The organism is Gemmatimonadota bacterium (genome assembly GCA_016719105.1).
Lineage (GTDB): Bacteria > Gemmatimonadota > Gemmatimonadetes > Gemmatimonadales > Gemmatimonadaceae > SCN-70-22.
This window is the reverse complement of record JADKAQ010000001.1, coordinates 212,129-231,157: the sequence shown is the minus strand read 5'-3', so window position 1 is coordinate 231,157 and position 19,029 is coordinate 212,129. Positions and strand designations below refer to the sequence as shown.

16 protein-coding genes are annotated in these 19,029 nt (G+C 69.2%); 4 read left to right on the top strand and 12 right to left on the bottom strand.

The features are described from left to right. Positions 1-23 precede the first annotated feature (23 nt). Positions 24-1,310 (top strand): acetyl-CoA hydrolase/transferase family protein, encoded by a 1,287-nt coding sequence (locus IPN47_01005; protein ID MBK9406627.1) that lies wholly within the window; start codon positions 24-26, stop codon positions 1,308-1,310. A 149-nt stretch (positions 1,311-1,459) separates the two neighbouring features. Here the strand turns inward: IPN47_01005 and IPN47_01000 are convergent, their stop codons facing one another. After that, positions 1,460-2,662 (bottom strand): S8 family peptidase, encoded by a 1,203-nt coding sequence (locus tag IPN47_01000; GenBank protein MBK9406626.1) that lies wholly within the window; start codon positions 2,660-2,662, stop codon positions 1,460-1,462. A 246-nt stretch (positions 2,663-2,908) separates the two neighbouring features. Beyond that, complete coding sequence (locus IPN47_00995; protein ID MBK9406625.1) at positions 2,909-4,531, bottom strand: amidohydrolase; 1,623 nt, start codon at positions 4,529-4,531, stop codon at positions 2,909-2,911. Between the two features lie 239 nt (positions 4,532-4,770). On the opposite strand from IPN47_00995, the gene IPN47_00990 reads away from it, so the two are divergent. Both IPN47_00990 and IPN47_00985 read left to right on the top strand, forming a co-directional pair. Further along, entirely contained in the window at positions 4,771-5,265 is a 495-nt protein-coding gene (locus IPN47_00990) for a hypothetical protein (protein ID MBK9406624.1), read from the top strand. 13 nt (positions 5,266-5,278) lie between these two features. Then, positions 5,279-6,172, top strand: coding sequence for a cyanophycinase (locus IPN47_00985; protein ID MBK9406623.1), 894 nt, complete (start codon positions 5,279-5,281; stop codon positions 6,170-6,172). Here IPN47_00985 and IPN47_00980 read toward each other — a convergent pair. The 9 genes from IPN47_00980 to IPN47_00940 all read right to left on the bottom strand — a co-directional run bounded on the left by IPN47_00980 (position 6,153) and on the right by IPN47_00940 (position 15,430). After that, complete coding sequence (locus IPN47_00980) at positions 6,153-6,473, bottom strand: hypothetical protein (GenBank protein MBK9406622.1); 321 nt, start codon at positions 6,471-6,473, stop codon at positions 6,153-6,155. The two genes, IPN47_00985 and IPN47_00980, sit on opposite strands and share 20 nt — an antisense overlap. Positions 6,474-6,475: 2 nt before the next feature. After that, on the bottom strand, positions 6,476-6,952 hold the full coding sequence (locus IPN47_00975; GenBank protein ID MBK9406621.1) for a GNAT family N-acetyltransferase: 477 nt from the start codon (positions 6,950-6,952) through the stop codon (positions 6,476-6,478). 71 nt (positions 6,953-7,023) lie between these two features. Then, positions 7,024-8,592, bottom strand: a complete 1,569-nt coding sequence (locus IPN47_00970; GenBank protein ID MBK9406620.1) for an FAD-binding oxidoreductase — start codon at positions 8,590-8,592, stop codon at positions 7,024-7,026. Positions 8,593-8,594: 2 nt separating this feature from the next. After that, entirely contained in the window at positions 8,595-9,824 is a 1,230-nt protein-coding gene (gene serA / locus IPN47_00965) for a phosphoglycerate dehydrogenase (protein MBK9406619.1), read from the bottom strand. 75 nt (positions 9,825-9,899) lie between these two features. Then, positions 9,900-11,465: a HAMP domain-containing histidine kinase gene (locus IPN47_00960; GenBank protein ID MBK9406618.1), complete on the bottom strand. Its 1,566-nt coding sequence runs from the start codon at positions 11,463-11,465 to the stop codon at positions 9,900-9,902. Positions 11,466-11,564: 99 nt separating this feature from the next. After that, positions 11,565-12,617 carry a proline racemase family protein gene (locus IPN47_00955; GenBank protein MBK9406617.1) on the bottom strand — a complete coding sequence of 351 codons (1,053 nt, stop codon included), beginning with the start codon at positions 12,615-12,617 and terminating at the stop codon, positions 11,565-11,567. Between the two features lie 71 nt (positions 12,618-12,688). Next, positions 12,689-14,419 carry an L-lactate permease gene (locus IPN47_00950; GenBank protein ID MBK9406616.1) on the bottom strand — a complete coding sequence of 577 codons (1,731 nt, stop codon included), beginning with the start codon at positions 14,417-14,419 and terminating at the stop codon, positions 12,689-12,691. Between the two features lie 170 nt (positions 14,420-14,589). Then, positions 14,590-15,093 (bottom strand): HNH endonuclease, encoded by a 504-nt coding sequence (locus IPN47_00945; protein MBK9406615.1) that lies wholly within the window; start codon positions 15,091-15,093, stop codon positions 14,590-14,592. A 166-nt stretch (positions 15,094-15,259) separates the two neighbouring features. Further along, complete coding sequence (locus IPN47_00940; GenBank protein ID MBK9406614.1) at positions 15,260-15,430, bottom strand: SH3 domain-containing protein; 171 nt, start codon at positions 15,428-15,430, stop codon at positions 15,260-15,262. 925 nt (positions 15,431-16,355) lie between these two features. Here IPN47_00940 and IPN47_00935 point away from each other — a divergent pair. Beyond that, positions 16,356-18,380 (top strand): glycoside hydrolase family 3 protein, encoded by a 2,025-nt coding sequence (locus IPN47_00935; protein MBK9406613.1) that lies wholly within the window; start codon positions 16,356-16,358, stop codon positions 18,378-18,380. 77 nt (positions 18,381-18,457) lie between these two features. Here IPN47_00935 and IPN47_00930 read toward each other — a convergent pair whose 3' ends face one another. Continuing rightward, on the bottom strand, positions 18,458-18,925 hold the full coding sequence (locus IPN47_00930) for a DNA-binding protein (GenBank protein MBK9406612.1): 468 nt from the start codon (positions 18,923-18,925) through the stop codon (positions 18,458-18,460). Positions 18,926-19,029: the final 104 nt, after the last annotated feature.

Genomic DNA, 19,029 nt, shown 5'->3' with positions numbered 1-19,029 from the left:
ACGGCCACCTGCTGACAATCCATATGCCTCCTGTCGATTGGAAGTCCCGCGGCGTGTCCGCGGCCGATGCCGTTTCGCTCATCACCAGCGGCATGCGCGTCTTCTGCCACGGCGCAGCCGCCACCCCCACCCCGCTGCTCGCCGCGCTCGCCCAGCGCGCCGATCTCGAGGAGGTGCGCCTCTATCACATGCACACCGAGGGCGACGCCCCCTGGACCAAGCCGGGGATCGCCGAGCGCATTCGGTCGGTGGCCCTCTTCTGCGGCCCCGCGCTCCGCGAACCGGTGGCCGACGGGCGCGCCGACTTCGTCCCCGTCTTCCTCAGCGATATCCCGTCGCTCTTCACCAACGGCATCGTGCCGCTCGACGTGGCCATCGTGCAGCTGTCGCCGCCGGACAATCATGGCTACTGCTCGTTAGGCACCTCGGTGGACTGCGCGCGGGCCGCCGTCGACTCGGCGCGCTTCGTGATCGCCGAGATCAACGAGCGGATGCCGCGCACCCTCGGCAACACCGCCATCCCGTTCGAGCGCATCGATGCCTTCATGTGCTCCGATCGCTTCCTCCCTGGGCATGCGCCGGGCCAGGAGAGCGAGGTCGAGGGACGCATCGGCGAGATCGTCGCGGGGCTCGTCGAGCACCGCGCCACCCTGCAGATGGGGATCGGGGCGATCCCCGACGCCGTCCTCGCCCGACTGCACGACAAGAAGGACCTCGGCATCCACACCGAGATGTTCTCGGACCGCATCGTCGACCTCGTCGAAGCCGGCGCGGTGACCAACCGCTTCAAGCAGGTGCACCCGGGGCGCATCGTGACGTCGTTCGTCAACGGGAGCCAGCGGCTCTACGACTTCGTGAACGACAACCCGCTGGTCGAGTTCCACCCCTGCGACCGCACCAACGACACGGCGCTCATCTCGCGTAACCCCAAGGTCACGGCGATCAACTCGGCCATCCAGGTCGATATCACCGGTCAGGTCTGCGCCGACTCCATCGGACCGCGCATCTATTCGGGGATCGGCGGACAGATGGACTTCGTCCGCGGTGCGGCCCGCTCGCGCGGCGGGAAGCCGATCATCGCACTCCCCTCGACGGCCGCACGCGGCAAGATCTCACGTATCGTCGTCGAACTGGACGCCGGGGCCGGTGTCGTCACGACGCGCGGCCACGTGCATTGGGTCGTGACCGAGTACGGCGCCGTCAACCTGCACGCCCTGTCGCTGCGCGAGCGCGCCGACGCCCTGATCTCGATCGCACACCCGGACTTCCGGGCCGAACTGCGGCGCGACGCCGCCAAGCTCCGGGGCTGAGCGGCACAGGTCCCCAGCCCGAAGGCAGGCGCAAACGGGCCCGGCAGGCGCAATCGCCTGCCGGGCCCGTTCGTCCATCCATCCCGCGCGACAGCAGCATCGCGCCTCGGGGGCGCGTTGCGCCGCGCTTCGCCCCCGTGCGGTGGCTGCTAGTAGTTGGAGAACAGCAGCAGGTTCGGCGAGCCGCTGCGCGGGTTGGTCACCTTGCCCGATGTCGCGTTGGCCACGAGGGCGTTACGCACCGTCGCAGGCGTGGCCGACGGGTTGCCCTGCAGGTAGAGCGCCGCGACCCCTGCCACGTGCGGCGTGGCCATCGAGGTGCCGCTGATGGTATTGGTGGCGGTGTTGCTGGTGTACCAGGCCGACGTGATGCTCGACCCCGGAGCGAAGAGGTCGAGGCAGCTCCCCCAGTTCGAGTACGACGCGCGGGCATCGGTGGACGTCGTCGCGCCCACGGTGATCGCGCTCGGTACGCGGGCCGGCGAGGCGTTGCACGCACGCGCGTTGGAGTTGCCGGCTGCAATCGCGTAGGTCACGCCAGCGGCGATGGAGTTGGCGACCGCGTTGTCGAGCGCCGTCGATGCGCCACCGCCAAGGCTCATGTTGGCGACCGCCGGCTTCACGTGGTTGGCCGTGACCCAGTCGACGCCAGCGATCACGCCGGACGTGGTCCCGCTTCCCGAGCAGTTGAGGACGCGCACGCCGATGAGCGTCACGCCCTTGGCCACGCCGTACGTCGTACCACCGACCGTACCGGCGACGTGCGTGCCGTGCCCGTTGCAATCTGCCGGATTGTTGTCGTTGTCCACCTTGTCGGTCCCCGTTCCCACCCGGCCCGTGAACTGGGTGTGCGACGCGTGGATGCCGGTGTCGATGATGTAGGCGCGGACGCCGGCCCCCGTGCTGGTGTACGAATACGTGGTCGACAGCGGGAGATTGCGTTGGTCGATGCGATCCAGCCCCCAGGTGGCACCGCTCTGCGTCGTCGAGATCGTCATGACCTGGTCACGCTCGACCAGCGCCACGTTCGGGTGGCGTGCCAGCGCCGCCGCCTCGCCCTCGGAGAGCGACGCCGTGAAGCCGTCGAGCGCCGCGCGATACGTCCGGCGGACTCGGCCAGCTGCAACCCCGACGGCTTGCGCCGCCGAGGTCGTGCGCATCGCCGCACTCGGCTTCATGACCACGATGTACTCCCCGGGAATCGGCGTCCCGGCAGCGGCCGACACCGCCATCAAGGGCGCGTCCTCGGTCGCCGCAAGCGCGGCATCGTTAGGGAGGGCCACCGGGCTCGGGGCATCCACGCATGCCGCCAACACCAACAGGGGAACAGCGACTTGAACGACTCCTTTCATGGCGTGCTCCTGGGGGTTGAAGATGGGGGGGCTCAAGGGGGGAGCCGACCCGCCTGCCAGTCGGGCCAACTGAATACGCGTTCCGAGTTTCCCGCGCAAGCAGTCGTGTCACACCGTCCAGCCCGCCGTACGTCACACCCGATGTGTAGTGCACGCCGACGCCCTCCCCAAACGGGGAGGGGGTGGAAGCACCGTGCGGCGCCTCCACCCCCTCGCTGTGTCGATGATGAAGTCCGTCCGTCGCCGCTAGGGCATCGAGACGGCCGGCAGCTTGGAGATGCCGCGCTCTTTCTTCTGCTTCTCGACCATCTTGGCCACGTCGTCGAGGAGCTTCTTGGCGTCATAGACGATCCCGTCCTTGATCGTCCACTTCACCCCGCCCACGCGCTCCATCTGCCCCGTCTTGTCGTTGAGGCGCAGGTGCCCCGTGCCGTACAGCACCTTGAAGTTGTTGATCGGGTTCTCGCCCACGATCGCCAGGTCGGCCAGCATCCCCGGGCGCACCAGCCCCATCTCGATCGGCTTGCCGTTGGCCTTGTTCAGCTCCTGCGCCGCGTGCAACGTCGCGCCGCGAATCACCTCGAGCGGGTGGAAGCCGGCCTCCTGGAAGTTCTCCAACTCTTCGATGTAGCTGAAGCCGTACGTGTTGTAGATGAAGCCCGCATCCGTCGACGGCGTCACGCGCCCGCCCATGTTCTTGTAGTCGTTGATGAACTCCATCCACACGTTGTAGAAGCGGCGCCAGGCGACTTCGTCCCAGGTGGTCCAGTCGTAGAAGTACGCGCCGTGGTTCTCGCGGTTGGGCGTGTAGAAGTCCCACAACGACGGCAGCGTGTACTTCTCGTGCCACTCCGCCGTGCGACGGTACATGAGGTTCCGCCCCGACATGTAGGTCGTCATCGTCGGGTCGAGCGTCGCGTCGTACTTCTTGAGCGTGTCGAGGAACGCATACCACTTCGCGCTCTTCGGCTTTACCAGGCTCCACTGCCGCGCGACCTGGCCAAAGCGCCACTGCTCATCCGAGTAGTTGTAGTCGGCCGGATACGGCTGGATCGACGTCCCCTCGTACATCGACTCGAAGATGCCGTAGTAGTGCGTCACGGCGCCGAGGCCGAGGCGCACCGCCTGCATCGCGTTCATGTTCGGCACGCCCGTCTGCTGCAAGTGCGCGGTGGAGCCCAGGCCGAGCTTCTTCGCCTCGTCCATCAGCGCCGCCATGATCTCCGGCTCGTGCGCGCCCACCTTGAGTCCATCGATGCCCTGCGTCTTGGCCCAGCGCACCCACTCGCGCGCCTTCTCGGGCGTCGTGATCTGCCCACCGGTCCACCCCTTCCCCGACCCCGGGCGCTGGTAGTTCACCAGGCGCGGCGCAGTGATCTCGTTGGTGGACGACCGCTTGGCCTCGCTCGCCGACCACTCGAAGCCGCCTAACGGTACGCCGCGCACCGTCGTGATCCCGTGCGACAGCCAGAGCTTGTAGCAGTACTCGGCGTCCGGCGCCTTCGGCTTGCCGCACGTGTGCACGTGCAGGTCGATGAGCCCCGGCATCACGTACATCCCCTTGGCATCGATCTCGCGCGCCGGCCCCTTGGGGCGACGCGCCTCGTTGATCGGGAGCCCGGGATACCCGACTTCCGCCACCTGCGTGATCCGGTTCTTCTCGATCACGATGTCCACCGGCCCGCGCGGCGGCCCCCCCTGCCCGTCGATCAGCGTCGCGCCACGGATGATCAGCTTGTCGAACGGCCCCTCACCCTCCGCCCGCTTGGGTGCGGGATCGGCGTCCTGCGCCACGAGCGGCGCGGACCACGCCGCCATCACGGCAGCCCCCACCACGCCCACCAGCGCGCGAGTGAAACGCGAGTGCATGTCTGTCGCTCCCTTTGGTGACTTGGGTCTCGACCGGCGTTCGCGCCGACGGGCGCGGCCGGGGTGTCGCTGATGAACGGATCACCCCGCACGAGGGTTGAGCCCCCGGGGCCGCCCCCCGTGGCACTCTCCCTCCGATCCCGGGTATCCGCTCGCGGCGGGAACATAGGGCCCCCCTCGCCGACCCGTTAGATTCCCGGCCTCAGCGCTCCACCCGAACATCCTGGAGAATTTCCCTCATGTCGCTCGCCTCTCGCCTCACCGTCGCCGTCACGATCACCCTCGCGGCGACTTCCGTTCAGGCCCAGCAGCACCAGCAGCACGGGGCCAAGCCCGACTCCGCGTCGAAGCCGGCCGCGATGCAGCACGACATGAAGGGTGAACACATGATGTCCCCCTGGAAGGAGATGGACGCCTTCCACGGCGTCCTCGGCGGCACCTTCCACCCCGCCGCCGACAAGGGCGACTTCGCCCCCCTCAAGGCCAATGCCCAGACGCTGGCCGACAAGGCCAAGGCGTGGGCAGGCTCCACCGCACCAGCCGCCTGCGCCACGCCGGAGAACGCCAAGGCCGTGACCACCATCGCCGCCAGCACCGCCGATCTCGCGGAGAAGGTGAAGGGCTCCACGAGCGACGCCGACCTCAAGGCGGCAATCACGGCAATTCACGACACCTTCGAGGTCGTCGAGAAGTCGTGCACGGCCAAACAGTCCATGAAGGGGATGAAGCACTAACCGGATACAGCCGATGATCCGCGCGCACCGTATCATCGTCCTTGCACTGGCCTGCGCCGTCGCCGCCTGCTCGCAGGCGACGGCGCGCGGCGCAAACGCCCCCGCGACATCGGCGTCCCCCTCGGGCCGCGCGTCGGGCGAGCGGACCATCGCCCCCGCCGCGGGTCATCTCGTGGTGGTGGGCGGCGGGCAGATCGTCCCGGCCATCGTCTCTCGATTCATCGAACTGGCCGGGGGCCCCGACGCCCCGATCGTCGTCATCCCCACCGCGGGCGAGGACTCCGTGTATCCGACCGACTGGTCGGGACTGGGCATGTTCACCCGGGCGGGGGCGCGCAACCTCACCATCATCCACACGCGCGACCGGCGACTCGCCGAGAGCGACTCGTTCGCGACGCTGCTTCGCCGTGCGCGCGGCGTCTGGTTTCCGGGGGGACGGCAATGGCGACTCGTCGATGCCTACCTCGGCACGCGCTCGGAGCGTGAGTTGCACGCCCTCCTTGCACGTGGCGGCGTCGTCGGCGGGACGTCGGCGGGCGCGTCGATCCTCGCCTCGTACCTCGTGCGGGGCGCGCGCGAGGGGAACACGATCATGATGGCCCCGGGCTACGAGCAGGGCTTCGGCTTTCTGCGCGACGTCGCCGTCGACCAGCACGTGGGGGCCCGCAAGCGCGAGCGCGACCTGCAGCAGGTCATCACGGTGCACCCGACGCTCCTCGGGCTCGGGCTCGACGAAGGGACGGCGATCGTGGTGCGTGGCGACCGCGCCGAGGTGATGGGGCCCGGCCTGCTCTACGTCCACAATGGCGGCGAGTCGCCCGGCACCGAGCAGCCCTACGTCACGCTAAGCGCCGGCGAGACGCTCGACCTGCGCGCACGCCGGCGAATCAGCGCGGCGCAGCGTTAGGCGGACCGCCAGGCGCGGGCGGCACTGTCGATGGCACGGAGGGCGTCGTCGCCCCCTGCCGTACCGGCTCCGTCACCGCCCCCTTCGCGCGACGCGCCTCCACCTCCCGCTTTTCCTTCATCCGGGCGGCGAGCATCAGGAACCCCTCGCCGAAGACCGAGAAGAAAAGCGCGACCGCCAGCAGGACGTACCACTTCCGCATCTTCTGCTCGTGCTGGCGCGGTGTCATCCCCAGCACCTCGGAATAGTCGTCGAGCCCCTTGGTGGGGGGACGCGACGACGAGGGGCGCGAGGGGACCACGCCTACACGTGCTCCACGGGGAGCGCGAGGGCGAAGCAGTGCTTGTGGCCGATCGTCCACTCGTCCGCCGATACCCGGTCGTATCGCCGCTTCTTCTCCGGGTACTTCTCGATGTCCTGGAAGTGGAAGCCGCAGCGCTGGAAGAGCGAGTCGCTGAACGAGACGGCGAAGATCTCCGGGTAGCCGCGCTTGGCGGCCAGCGTCACCGCCGCCTTCACGAGCTGCGCGCCGAGCCCCTTCCCCTGCTGCGACGGATCGACCGCGAGCGAGACCAGCTCGACCAAGGAGGGCGAGTACTCGTCGATGCAGACGCACCCGACTACGTGGCCGTCGTCGTCGCGGATGACGCGATAGTCGTCCAGATGGGCCTCGACGAACGACTCGGAACGCGGGAGCGTGAGCCCGTCGGGGGCGAAGCGGTTGTTCAGGTCGGCGAGGACGGGGACGTCGTACTCGCGAGCAGGGGCAATGGGACGCATGACGGGATCTTAGGGAGTGTCCGCCGGGGCGCGCAACGCCGTCCCGGCGCAGGACCGCAACCGCTCTGCCGCTAGGACGGGTCGATCAGGATTCCCGGGTTCAGGCGCCACTCGGGGTCGACCCAGCGCTTCACGCCACGCATCGACGCCATCACCTCGGGGGGGTACTGCACGGAGAGAAAGGACTTCTTGATCCGTCCGATCCCGTGCTCGGCGGCCACACAGCCGCCACGCGCGACGATCTCGCGGGCGAGGACGGCGTAACACGTCTTGGCCCGGGCCAGCTCCTCCTCGTCGCGCGGGAGGATGTTGACGTGGAAGTGGTTGTTTCCCACGTGCCCGAAAACGGCAAAGTCGAGCCCCGCCGCGCCCAGCACTTCCTGGTATCGGTCGAAGACCCAGCCGAGCGACTCGTCGGGGACCGCCATGTCGGTGGCGATCTTGTGCAACCCGGGGTGGTGCTCCCGCCGCTGCGCGATGATAGCATTTATGCGCTCAGGAACCGCGTGCCTGAAAGCGCGAATGTCCTTGAGTTCCCCCTCGTTTGCCCCAGCCAGCGCCCTTTCTGAGTCACCGTGCACGTCGGCGACGTACAGTGATAGCCGATCTGCTATTTCCGCGAGCTCTTCCTCGGTCTCGTACCCGATCTCCGCGAAGACCGAACACGACGACTCGCTGGCGAACTGCAGAACCCGGTCGACCGCCGGTTTGCCGCTCTCCTTCGCCAGGGCGTGCGACCGCGCGTCGAGGAACTCGATCGCCGTCGTCTTGAGCGACCGATCGGCGCGAAGTCGGGTGACGAAGGCGAATGCCGTCTCCGCGTCGGCAAAGAACTGGAGGTAACCCAGTCGCTCTTCGTGCTGGCGCTGAAGGCGAAGCTCGACCTCCGACACGACGCCCAGCGTCCCTTCGGCCCCGATCCAGAGGTCGAGGGGCGCCCGCTCGGCGGTGAAGCCGTAGCCGGCGGCGTTCTTCGTCGCCGGCTTGAGAATCGGCGGGATCGTCAGGACCCGCGAGTCGTCGCCATCGACCAACGTGAGCGCACCGTCGGGGCCTGCATGATCGTCGCGGGACACGTCGAGCGTGCGACCGCTCGGCAGCTCGACCGTCAGCCGCGTCACCCAGTCGCGCATGGCGCCGAACCGGTAGGTGCGCGCCCCGCCGGCGTTGGTCGCCACCATCCCGCCGATCGACGCGGAGCTCTCGGTTGGGTCGACGGGGAATACGAGGCCGGGGTGGTGGACCGCCAGGTACTCGTTCAACTCGCGCAACGACGTGCCAGCCAGGACCTCCGCGGTCGGTGGCTCGCGGTCGGCATGCACCGCGATCACGCCACGCAGCGCGTCGAGCGAGACCACATGTGCCCCGGGATCGGGCACCGCCCCCCCCGCCACCCCGGTGCGCGCCCCCGAAACCGCGACCGCGTGATGCGCCTGAGCGTGCCAGCGCAGCACCTGTCGCAACTCCGACAGCGTCTGAGGCACCGCCAATGAGCCGGCGCCGTGCGAGGCGAGCTTCGACTCGTCGTGGAGGTAGTCGGCGATGGCGCCGTCGTCAGGCGCAAGGCGTACACAGTCGGGCGCGGTGTCGACCGCGCCGACTTCGTCCGTGGCCGAGAGCAGACCGGGGCGATGCGACACGCTCAGTACAGGATGCGTGTCCGCACGCTCATCGGCAGCTGGGCGATCCGTGCGTTGACCTCGTCCGACAGCTCCCGGTTCACGTCCATCACGAGGTAGCCGATGTCGCGCGTCGTCGCGAGCTGCTGCGCCTCGATGTTGGCCCCGACCTCGGAGACGATCCGGTTCACCTCGGCCAGCGCGCCGGGAACGTTGCGGTGGATGTTGAGGATGCGATGCGTCTCGGGGATCGCCGGGAGGTTCACGTGCGGGAAGTTCACCGCCCCTTCTGTCGACCCGCGATCGATGAAGCCGATGAACGAATTGGCCACCTCGATGCCGATGTCGCGTTGCGCCTCCTCGGTGTTGCCACCCACGTGCGGCGTGAGGATCACGTTCGGGAGCGCATCGAAGCCGACGTCGAAGTCGGCGTTCGTCGGCGCCGGCTCGGTCGGAAAGACGTCGAGCGCCGCCCCCGCGAGGTGCCCGCTCCTCAGCGCGGCACGCAGCGACTCCACGTCGACCACGCTCCCGCGCGACAGGTTGATCACGTAGCTCCCGGGCTTTAGCCGGTCGAGCTGAGCCGCGCCGATCATGCCGCGCGTACGCGGCGTGTCCGGCACGTGCAACGAGAGGAAATCCGACTGCTCGAGCAGGGCGTCCAGCGTGTTCACGGGGCGACAGAGGCCCAGCGGGAGCTTCTTCTGGATGTCGTGGAAGACCACACGCATCCCGAAGGCCTCGGCCAGGAGCCCGACCTGCTGCCCGATGTGCCCATACCCGACGATTCCCAACGAGCGCCCGCGCACCTCGTGGGCCCCGCTCAGGCTCTTGTCCCACTCCCCGCGATGCAGCTTGTTGTTCTTGTCACCGATGCGACGGGCCAGCGCGATGATGTTCCCGATGGTCAGCTCGGCCACGCTGCGCGTCGATGCGTGCGGCGCGTTGAACACCGGCACGCCGGCGTGCGCGGCCTCGTTGATCGCCACCTGGTCGGTCCCCACGGAGAAGCACCCGATCGCCAGCAGCTTGTTCGCGTGTTCGAGTTGCGCCGCCCGCAGCTTCGTCCGGGATCGCACCCCCAGCACGTGCGACGCCGCGACCACGGCGTTCAGCTCGTCGCCGTCCAGCGCGCGCGGAATGACCTCCACGCTGTATCCCGCGTCCACGAGCGTCTCGCGTGCCGCGGGATGGATGTTTTCGAGAAGGGTGATGCGGATGCGCTCGCGCGGGAACGACGTTGGGCTCGACATGCGGCTGGGGCGACGGTTTGCTGGGGGGCACCGAGGGAGCGGCACCACCGCCAACTCCCCCGGACGCACCCCAACTTAATGCCCCACGACCACCCCTCGTGCCGGAGATGTGCTGACGTCCGCTCGTGGGGCCCCGACGCGCCCCATCACGGGCTCCAACGCCGAGGCCGTCGCCTCGCTCGCCGCCGGAAGGAGCACGCGCACCGTCGTCCCAGCACCCAGCGTGCTTTCGATGTGGAGTGAGCCGCCATGCTGCTCCACGACGCCGCGCGCGAGAAAGAGCCCGAGCCCCATCGCGCCGGCATTCGCCCGCGTTGTGAAGTACGGCTGCGTCAGGCGGCGGAGGTCCTCGCGCGAGATGCCGGGACCGTTGTCGCCAACCGAGATCCGCGCCTGCCCCTCGTCGTCACCTCCCACGCGTACGGTGATCACGCCCCTGCGCCCCGTTGCCCCCTCGGCAATCGCCTGCGAGGCGTTCAGGAGCAGGTTCACGACCACCTGCACCAGCTTGGCTTCCTCGCCCATCACGAGCGGTGCCTCGTCCACGACGAGATCGATCTCGGCGCCGCGCAGCTGGTGGGTGGCCACCCGCAACGCCGACTGCGTCACCGCCTCAGGCGCGACCGGGGCGAGCTTTCCCGTCCCCTGCCTCGAGTACGCACGCAGGGCGTCCACGACGCGGCGAATGCGATCCGCGCCATCCAGCGCGCTGTCCACCGATTCCATCAGGTCCGGCGGGGCCGCGTGCTCGCGCCCCCACTCGCCGATCAACTCGACGTTGAGTCGGAGATACGCCAGCGGGTTGTTGATCTCGTGTCCCACTCCCGCCGCCAGACGCCCGACCGACGCTTGGCGCTCCGCCTCGATCCACGCGAGCTGCGCCTCGTCGCGCTCCTGCGTGCGGATCTCGATCTCCTCGGTCAGCTGCGTGGAGGTCGCCGCGAGCCGCTGCGCATCCTGGACGAAGCGTCGCACCGTCTCGGCTGCCATGGGGATCACGACCGCCAGGAAGCCGATGTCGGCCATGAAGAAGAAGTCCAGCATTCCGGCGCCGACGAGCGCCTCGACCGCCGACGCCCCGATGAAGACCGAGAAGCCGATGAGGTACTCCCAGTTGCGCCGCGACTCGCGGCGACGGCGCATGTACGAGACGCCCACGCAGAGCACCGCCGCCAGATCCAGGAAGGCGGTCGCATTGCCGAGGGCCGTCTGCGTCGCGAAGCGGTAGCGGACCCCGGCCCAGGCGATGTCGATCTCCGTGAATGCGCCCGGGACGATGGACCACCCGGTGACCGCCGACACGACGCCGCCAGCCACAACCGCCCCAGCCAGCCAGCGCGCCCAGATCGGGACACGATGCCAGCGCCCGGTCCGGTCGCCGTACGCCTGCACCAGCCACGCCGCGACAAAGACGCCGGCCATCAGGAAGCTGGTGCGCGCCCCCGCCGCCCGTATCCCGTCGGAGAGCGGGACGTACGCCGTCGTGATGTTCATCGCGCTGTAGCCCGCCGCGCTGAACGCGATGACGGAAAAGACGCGCGCCCCGCTCCACCCCGGCGCCCTGGAGACGGGGAGGAGCAGAATGCCGATGCCCAACTGGAGCACGGCGACACAGGCGGAGAGAAGGACGGCTGCGTTCATGGCGCTGCCAGCTAGTCTCGGTCGCATTCCCGCGAAACTGTGCGGCTTTTCGCCCCGCGCGCCGACGCCCCCCTTCCGCCCCTCTCTACCGGGCCCGCGCTACCAGATGTCGCCCACGGTGTATCCCTCGGGGAACGGGTCGGTCGGGTCGAGCACGTAGGTCGCCATCCCCGTAATCCAGGCCTGACCCGAGATGCTCGGCACCACGGCGGTGTAGTCGCCGACTTGCACCTCCTCCAGGAGACGCCCGGTGAAGACCGTTCCCAGCACGCCGGCGTGGCGGAAGTCCTGGTGGAGCCCCAACCGACCACGCGCGTGCAGCGTCGCCATCTTGGCCGAGGTCCCGGTGCCGCACGGCGAGCGATCGAGCGCCCCCGTCCACGTCGACGGGCGATTCCAGTCGAGCGTCCCCGTCGAGACGACCACCGCGTTCTGCCAGTCGGCGTCACCGCGCAACGGGGGCCCCGAGAGCTGGGCGATCGTCACCCCCTCGAAGCCCGGCTGCTCCGGATGCACCACCGGGAGCTGCTCCCGCGTCGCCGCCTTGATCATTTCGCCGATGCGCACGATGTCGCCCCCTTCGTCCGGCGTGAGGCGCAGCCCGAACTGTGTGGCGTCGGCGATCACGTAGAACATCCCGCCATACGCGACGTCGACCTTCACCGTCCCCAGCTGCGGCACTTCGACCGGCGCGTCGAGATGCGTGGCGAACGCCGCGACGTTGCGGAACGTCACGCGCGTCACCTTCCCCCCCGCGCAATCGGCACGCACGCGAATGAGCCCGGCCGGCGACTCGAGCGTGAGTTCGGTGACCGGCTCGATCATGGGGAGCATCCCGGTCTCCAGCAGCACGGTGACCACGCACATCGTGTTGGTCCCCGACATCCCCGGATACTCCACTTGCTCCATGATCACGAAGCCGGCGTCGGCCTCGGGATGATTGGACGGGAGGATGAGGTTGCAGTTGGCGGCCGGGTAGCCACGCGGCTCGCGCAGCATGCGCAGGCGCAACGCGTCGCCATGTGTCCGGAGCCACGACATCTTGTCGAACATCGTCGCGCCGGGGACGTTCACGACGCCGCCGGTGATGACACGCCCATGCTCGCCGGCGGCGTGGGCGTCGACCGCGTGAATGAGGTTGGAGAGGTGCATGGTGTCGAGAAGTCGAGACGACGAGCGGGCGCGTGACGGTGCGAGGAAGGTGCGCGGGCCGCGGCCCTCGACTACGGCACCACCATGCGCGTGAACGGCGGAACGTACGCTTGCAGCAGGATCAGGACGCCGACCAGCGCGGCCAGCGCGAGCGAATGCCAGAAGACGAAGCGGAGGATCTTCCCTTCCTGGCCGTAGAACCGTGTGGCGGTGCTGGCCACGACGATGCTCTGCGCGTCGATCATCTTCCCCATCACGCCGCCTGACGAGTTGGCGGCCGCCATGAGCACGGGGCTGACCCCCACCTGTTGGGCGGTGAGCGTCTGCAGGCTCCCGAAGAGGACGTTCGACGACGTGTCCGACCCGGTGAGGGCCACGCCCAGCCACCCCAGCATCGCCCCGAAGAACGGATACCACGCCCCCGTGCGCGCGAAGGCGAGGCCGAGGATGGCATCCATCCCCGAGTAGCGCGACACGTAGCCTAACGACAACATCGCGCTGATCGTCAGGAGCGAGGTGCGGGTGAGGGCGAGCGTCGCCCAGTACTCGCGCACCAGTGCCCGCGGCGAGAATCCCATGAACAGCCCGCCCACCATCGCCGCCAGCCAGATCGCGCTCCCCGTCGCCGAGAGCCAGTTGAGGGTGAAGACCGCCCCCTCCGCCGCCGGCGCCGCCACCACCGGTGGCACGCGTTGCACCTGCAGGTGCAACCCGGGCACCTGGATCGCCGGCGCCGAGATCCCGTTCAGCACCCCCTTCACCTGCGGCAACCCCCACGCGAAGACCAGCACCGACAGCACGATCCAGGGGACCCACGCGCGCCGCGGCGATATCGCCGCCTTCACGTCGGGCCGGGGCGACGACGGACTGGCCAACGCTGCCGCCGACGCGGGCGCTGGATCGGGAGACGACGACGTCGAAGATGTCGGCGCCCCCGCGCGCGTCGCTCGCCCCTCGGTCGCCTGTCGCCCTTCCCCCGTCCAATCATCCCTCGGCCGCCAGACGCGAAGGAACAGCACCAGCGCCCCCATCGAACAGACGCTCGCTCCGACGTCCACCAACCACGGACCGTGCAGGTTGGAGATGAGGAACTGCGGCAAGGCAAAGGCCGCTCCCGCCACCAGCAAGGCGGGCCAGATGGCCAGAGTCGCGCGGAAGCCGACATACGCCGCCATGAGCCAGAACGGCACGATGATCGAGAAGACCGGGAGCTGGCGACCGATCATCGCACTCAGGTCGAGCAGGTCGAGCCCCGTTACCCCCTGCAAGGCAATCACCGGCGTCCCCAGCGCCCCATATGCGACGGGGGCCGTGTTGGCGATGAGCGAGAGCCCGCTGGCCTGCAACGGCGAGAAGCCGAGCCCGATCAGGAGCGCCCCCGTCACCGCCACCGGCGTCCCGAACCCCGCCGCCCCCTCGAAGAAGGCCCCGAACGAGAACGCGATCAGCAGGAGTTGCAGCCGGCGGTCGGGGGTCACCGTCGTGATGCTCCCCTGCAACGCGCCGAAGTAGCCGGAGCTACTCGTCAGGCGGTACAGGAAGATCACGTTCACCACGATCCACCCGATCGGAAAGAGCCCGTACATCGCCCCGTACCCCGCCGAGGCCAGCGCCGTGGTGGTCGGCATCCCCAGCGCCAGGATGGCGACGAGGACCGCGGAGGCCAGCCCGGCGACCGCCGCCCAATGCGCCCGCACCTGGTGCGCCGCCAGCAGGCCGAGCAACACCACCAGTGGAAGGGCGGCGACAGCGGTCGACAGGACCGTCGAATCGAGCGGGTCGTAGCGCTGGGGCCAGGGCATCGCTGGAGTGCACGGGACGACGGGAAGGCGGTGCCTGCTGCGGGCACCCGGCTCCCGGTGCTGCTGATCGGCGGCGGCGAAGTTGGCGCGAGGGGCACGAAAACACGAGGCCCCCGCGGGCAGGTGCCGGCGGGGGCCGAGGCGTCAGGCGAATCGGGCGAAGCGAGCCGTCAGGCGGTCGCTCGGTACGGCGACTCGGAGTACGGCGAGTCGTCGTGATCGTCGCCCCCGTACACCATGCGGGGACGCATCTCGATCTTCGGGGGGAGCGGGGCGACGTCACCGGCCAACGGCCGCACGATGTCGAGGATCCCGTCGCTCAGGTGCTGCCCGTAGCGAGCCAGGTTCTCCGCTCGCACGCGCTGGGCGAGCAGGTACATCAGGAATGGTTTGTCGGCCTTGGCGGTGTTGCAGCGTTTGCAGGCCAGGACGAGGTTGTCGCGTCGATCGTACGCCGTCTGCCCTTTGCGGGGGGTGACGTGATCGAGCGTAATGTTCCGCGGGTTCGACTCGACTCCGCAATAGGCGCAGGTTGGACCATGTTGCGCCAACAGCCAGCGGCGGGTTTCAGCGTATGCTTCCCGGCTGGTTGATACGGAGGAGTGCTGTGGTAAGTGCGCGTCCGGTTTGCCCCGCCGCGGTCGGCGGCTCCGGCGCTTTGCTGGATTTGTCATGTACGCGTGAATGATACCTGGCACACCGCATTTGCGGCAGCCATCACGAAATAGACGATCGGGATTCCCGTCGGTCAGCGAACGGGACCGTAGCCATCCATGGAGCCCGTGCCCCCGCCCCCTAGATCTGCGCCTCCCAGAGGGGAGACGCAACCCCGCCGCTCGATCAGCGCCGGGTCGAGTCGGCGCTGAAGTAGCGCGAGTCCGCCCATCCTTCGATCCCCGCGGAGCGAACGCGACGCCACCCGGCGCGCAGTTCGCCCAGCTGCACGCGAGTCTTGGGCGTCACGACCCCCACCACCGCCGCGTCACGCGAGGCGCTGCCGCGCACATTCACCCACTGCTCGGCGATCGCCCGCGTCCAAGGTCCCGGATATTGGCCCGGCCCGGGCGGCGTCGCGGCAGACGCCGCCGGCACGAGTCCCGAGGTGGGCGTTACCGCAGGCGCCGCCGCCGGACGTGCCGCAATCTGGGTCGGAGTCGACGCCGGGGGCGTCACCGGGGGGATCGCCGCCGTGTTCGGAGCGATAGGTCGTGCCGGGAGCGAAGCCGCGCCACCTCGGGCGCTATCTGGCGCGGGTGCCGCTCCGGCCGCGGAGTCCGCCGGCACCGCCACATCCGGCACGACGCCGAGGTCCTCTGTCTCGGGCGGTTCGAGCGCGGGCGCCGGGGGATTGACGGCGACCTGCGAAGGGTTCGGCTCCTCCGGCCGGCTCGCCCCCTCGCTCGGTCGGGAGCGGAGCTGCCACACCCCGATCGCCACAAGGGCGATCACCACCGCGACGCCTCCGGCGATCTTGGCCGATGAAGCCGACGACGCAGACGCCTTGGTCCCGCACCAGCGACACCCTCCCCGCGACCGTGGATAGAACGTGTCGCACTGACGGCAATGCGCCAACTCCACCGCCTCGCCCCGAGAATCTCGGAGCGCCAGCGGATGAGTGCAGCGCGGGCACTGGGAGGCGGCGATGAGCGCCTTCGCGCCGCATTGTTCGCAGCGCACGAAACGCATACGCGACCACTACGCGGACAAGGGAAGCAAAACCGGCGGTCTTCGAACGGCGGGAAACTGGCGATCGGAGCCGCGACGGGAAAGGGGAAACTCTCCGAGAGACTGTCGGTTGTCGTCCGCGTCACGCCCCTGCTCTACCGACACATCCCAAACCGCCGATCAACAAGACGGGGGCGACGGCGACGATCAACGAGCGTGCATCAGGCACCTCACCGTGCCATACTCCGTGACCACCAGCATCGACGCTTTCATGAAACACCGACGGATTCGTACCGCCCACGTGCACGCGGCCATCTCCCTCTGCGCACTCGTGTCAATCGCGTCGCCTGGCGGGGCGCAGGCCGCGCAGCGGAACAGCGCACGCCGCCCCCCCGCCCAGCCTGTGCTCGGCGCGCGCGTCGCCAAGCTCCTGGAGCAGGACGGCCTGAGGTTTCGCGACCTCAATCGCAACGGACGCGTCGATCCCTACGAAGACTGGCGGCTCACCCCCGACGCGCGGGCCCGGGACCTGACCGGGCGCATGACGCTCGCCGAAAAGGCCGGGGCGATGATGCACGGCACGATCCGCAGCGTGGGCCCGATGGGGCGTGTGGGGGTGGGGACCGAGTACGACCTGGCGGAAAACACCGTCGTGATGCGCGACCTGGGGATCAGTGCCGGCATCACTCGCCTGGGCGGCCCGCCGTCGTCGCTCGCCGAGCAGCACAACAAGCTGCAGGAAGTGGCCGAGGGGACCCGGCTGGGCATTCCGTTCACGGTGAGCACCGACCCGCGCCATCACTTCCAGTTCGTCCTGGGGGCGAGCGTCCAGAGCGGGCAGTTCTCGCAATGGCCTGAGCCGTTAGGCTTCGCCGCGCTCCGCGACCCGGCGCTCATGCGGCGCTTTGCCGACATCGCGCGGCAGGAGTACCGGGCGGTGGGGATCCACATGACGCTCTCCCCGCAGGCCGACCTCGCGACCGAACCACGCTGGTCGCGCATCAACGCGACCTTCGGTGAGGATGCCGACCTCGCCGGCTCCCTCGTGACCGCGTACGTGGAGGGCTTCCAGCACGGGCGACGTGGCACCGACTCCAGCGGCGTCCTCGCCGTCGTCAAGCACTGGGTCGGCTACGGGGCGTCGCAGGACGGGTACGACGGGCACAACTACTACGGCCGCTACGCCCCCGTCAGCGGCAACGCGCTCTCATACCACGTCCGCCCCTTCCTGGGGGCGTTCGCCGCCAACGTGGCCGGCGTCATGCCGACGTACGCGATTCTCCCCGGCGCCACCATCGACGGCAGGCCGCTCGAGCAGGTGGGCGCCGGCTTCAACCGGCAGCTGATCACCGACCTCCTGCGCACCCGCCACCGCTTCGGCGGGATCGTCCTCACCGACTGGGCCGTCACCAACGACTGCAGCGCCAAGTGCCGCGACGGCGTTGCGCCTGGCGAACGTCCCAGCTTCGCCGACGTGGCCATGCCCTGGGGGGTCGAGACCCTGCCGCGCGTCGAGCGGTTCGCCAAGGCGGTGCACGCCGGCGTCGACCAATTCGGGGGGACGGAAGACGCCGCGGCGGTGGCCGAGGCGGTCACCGCGGGGCGGCTCGTCGAGGCGCGCCTCGACAGCTCCGTCGTCCGGATCATGGCGCAGAAGTTCGCCCTCGGGCTGTTCGAGAACCCGTACGTCGATCCCATCGCGGCGCAGCGGCTCGTGGGCAACGAGGCCTTCCGCGCGGCGGCACTCGAGGCCCAGCGCCGGGCCCTCGTCCTCCTCGAGAACAAGGGGCGCACGTGGCCGTTAGGCGCCGCCGTGAAGCGCGTCTTCCTGCACCGGATCGACCCGCTCCTGGCCGCGTCGTACGGCTGGCGCGTCGTCACCGACCCGGCGCAGGCCGACGTCGCCATCATGCGCCTCGATGCCCCCTTCGAGACGCTGCACCCGGGCTGGGTCTTCGGGGCGATGCAGCACGAGGGAAACCTGGGCTTCCGGGACGGCGACCCCGACTTCGAGCGCTTCAAGGAGGTCAGCGCCAAGGTCCCGACGATCGTCGCCGTCTACCTCGACCGCCCGGCCATCCTCACCCCCCTCAAGGAACGGGCGAAGGTCCTGCTTGCCAACTTCGGGGTCAGTGACGCCGCGCTGCTCGACGTCATCGCCGGGCGCGACACGCCGCGCGGAGTCTTGCCCTTCGCGCTGCCCGCGTCGATGGAGAGCGTGGCGGCACAGCGCGGCGACCGCGCCCACGACCTCACGCGTCCGCTGTATCGTTTTGGGGCGGGGCTGAGGCGTTAGGCGCGTCGGTCTTGGAGCATCGACAACGGCCCGCAGGCGTCAGCGCCCGCGGGCCGTTCGCCCCTCGGCACCCTGCGCTACGGCGACCGCCGCCGCAGCCCCTGCCCGGCCCAGAGCGGGAAGCCGGCGCTGTCGCGCAGCGCGACCGTCGTCCCCCCCCTCGTGAGGTCGCGAGTCAGCACCACCGGCGCCGACTGCCAAGTCACACGCGATCCGATGACTTCGACTTTGTCGCCGGGCTGCACCACGATCCCCTTGCCATCCACGAAGGCATCCGGGCCAAGGTGGACGGACTCCGTACCACTCGCGGTCTTGATCGTGAGGTGAATCCCCGCCATCCCGGGGCGACTGCTCAACCGTTCGACCGTCGTCACCTCGCCACTGACCGTCACCACGGTCGCGGCATCGTATCGCGGGCTTCGACGCCCGCCACCAGGCGGCTGCGCCACGGCATGTGCCGCGAGCAACGCCTGCCCGACACCCACCGCCGTGAGCACGACCATCAGGCGCGCGGCACGCAACGGATGCTCTCTGAGACTCGACATACCATCCTCCTCCTTAAGATCCCGCGAAATCAGGTATTCATTCCCCGCACTCCACCAACGGGGAGACCGATTCAGCTGCCCGACGCGATCATCTGATGTGGCGT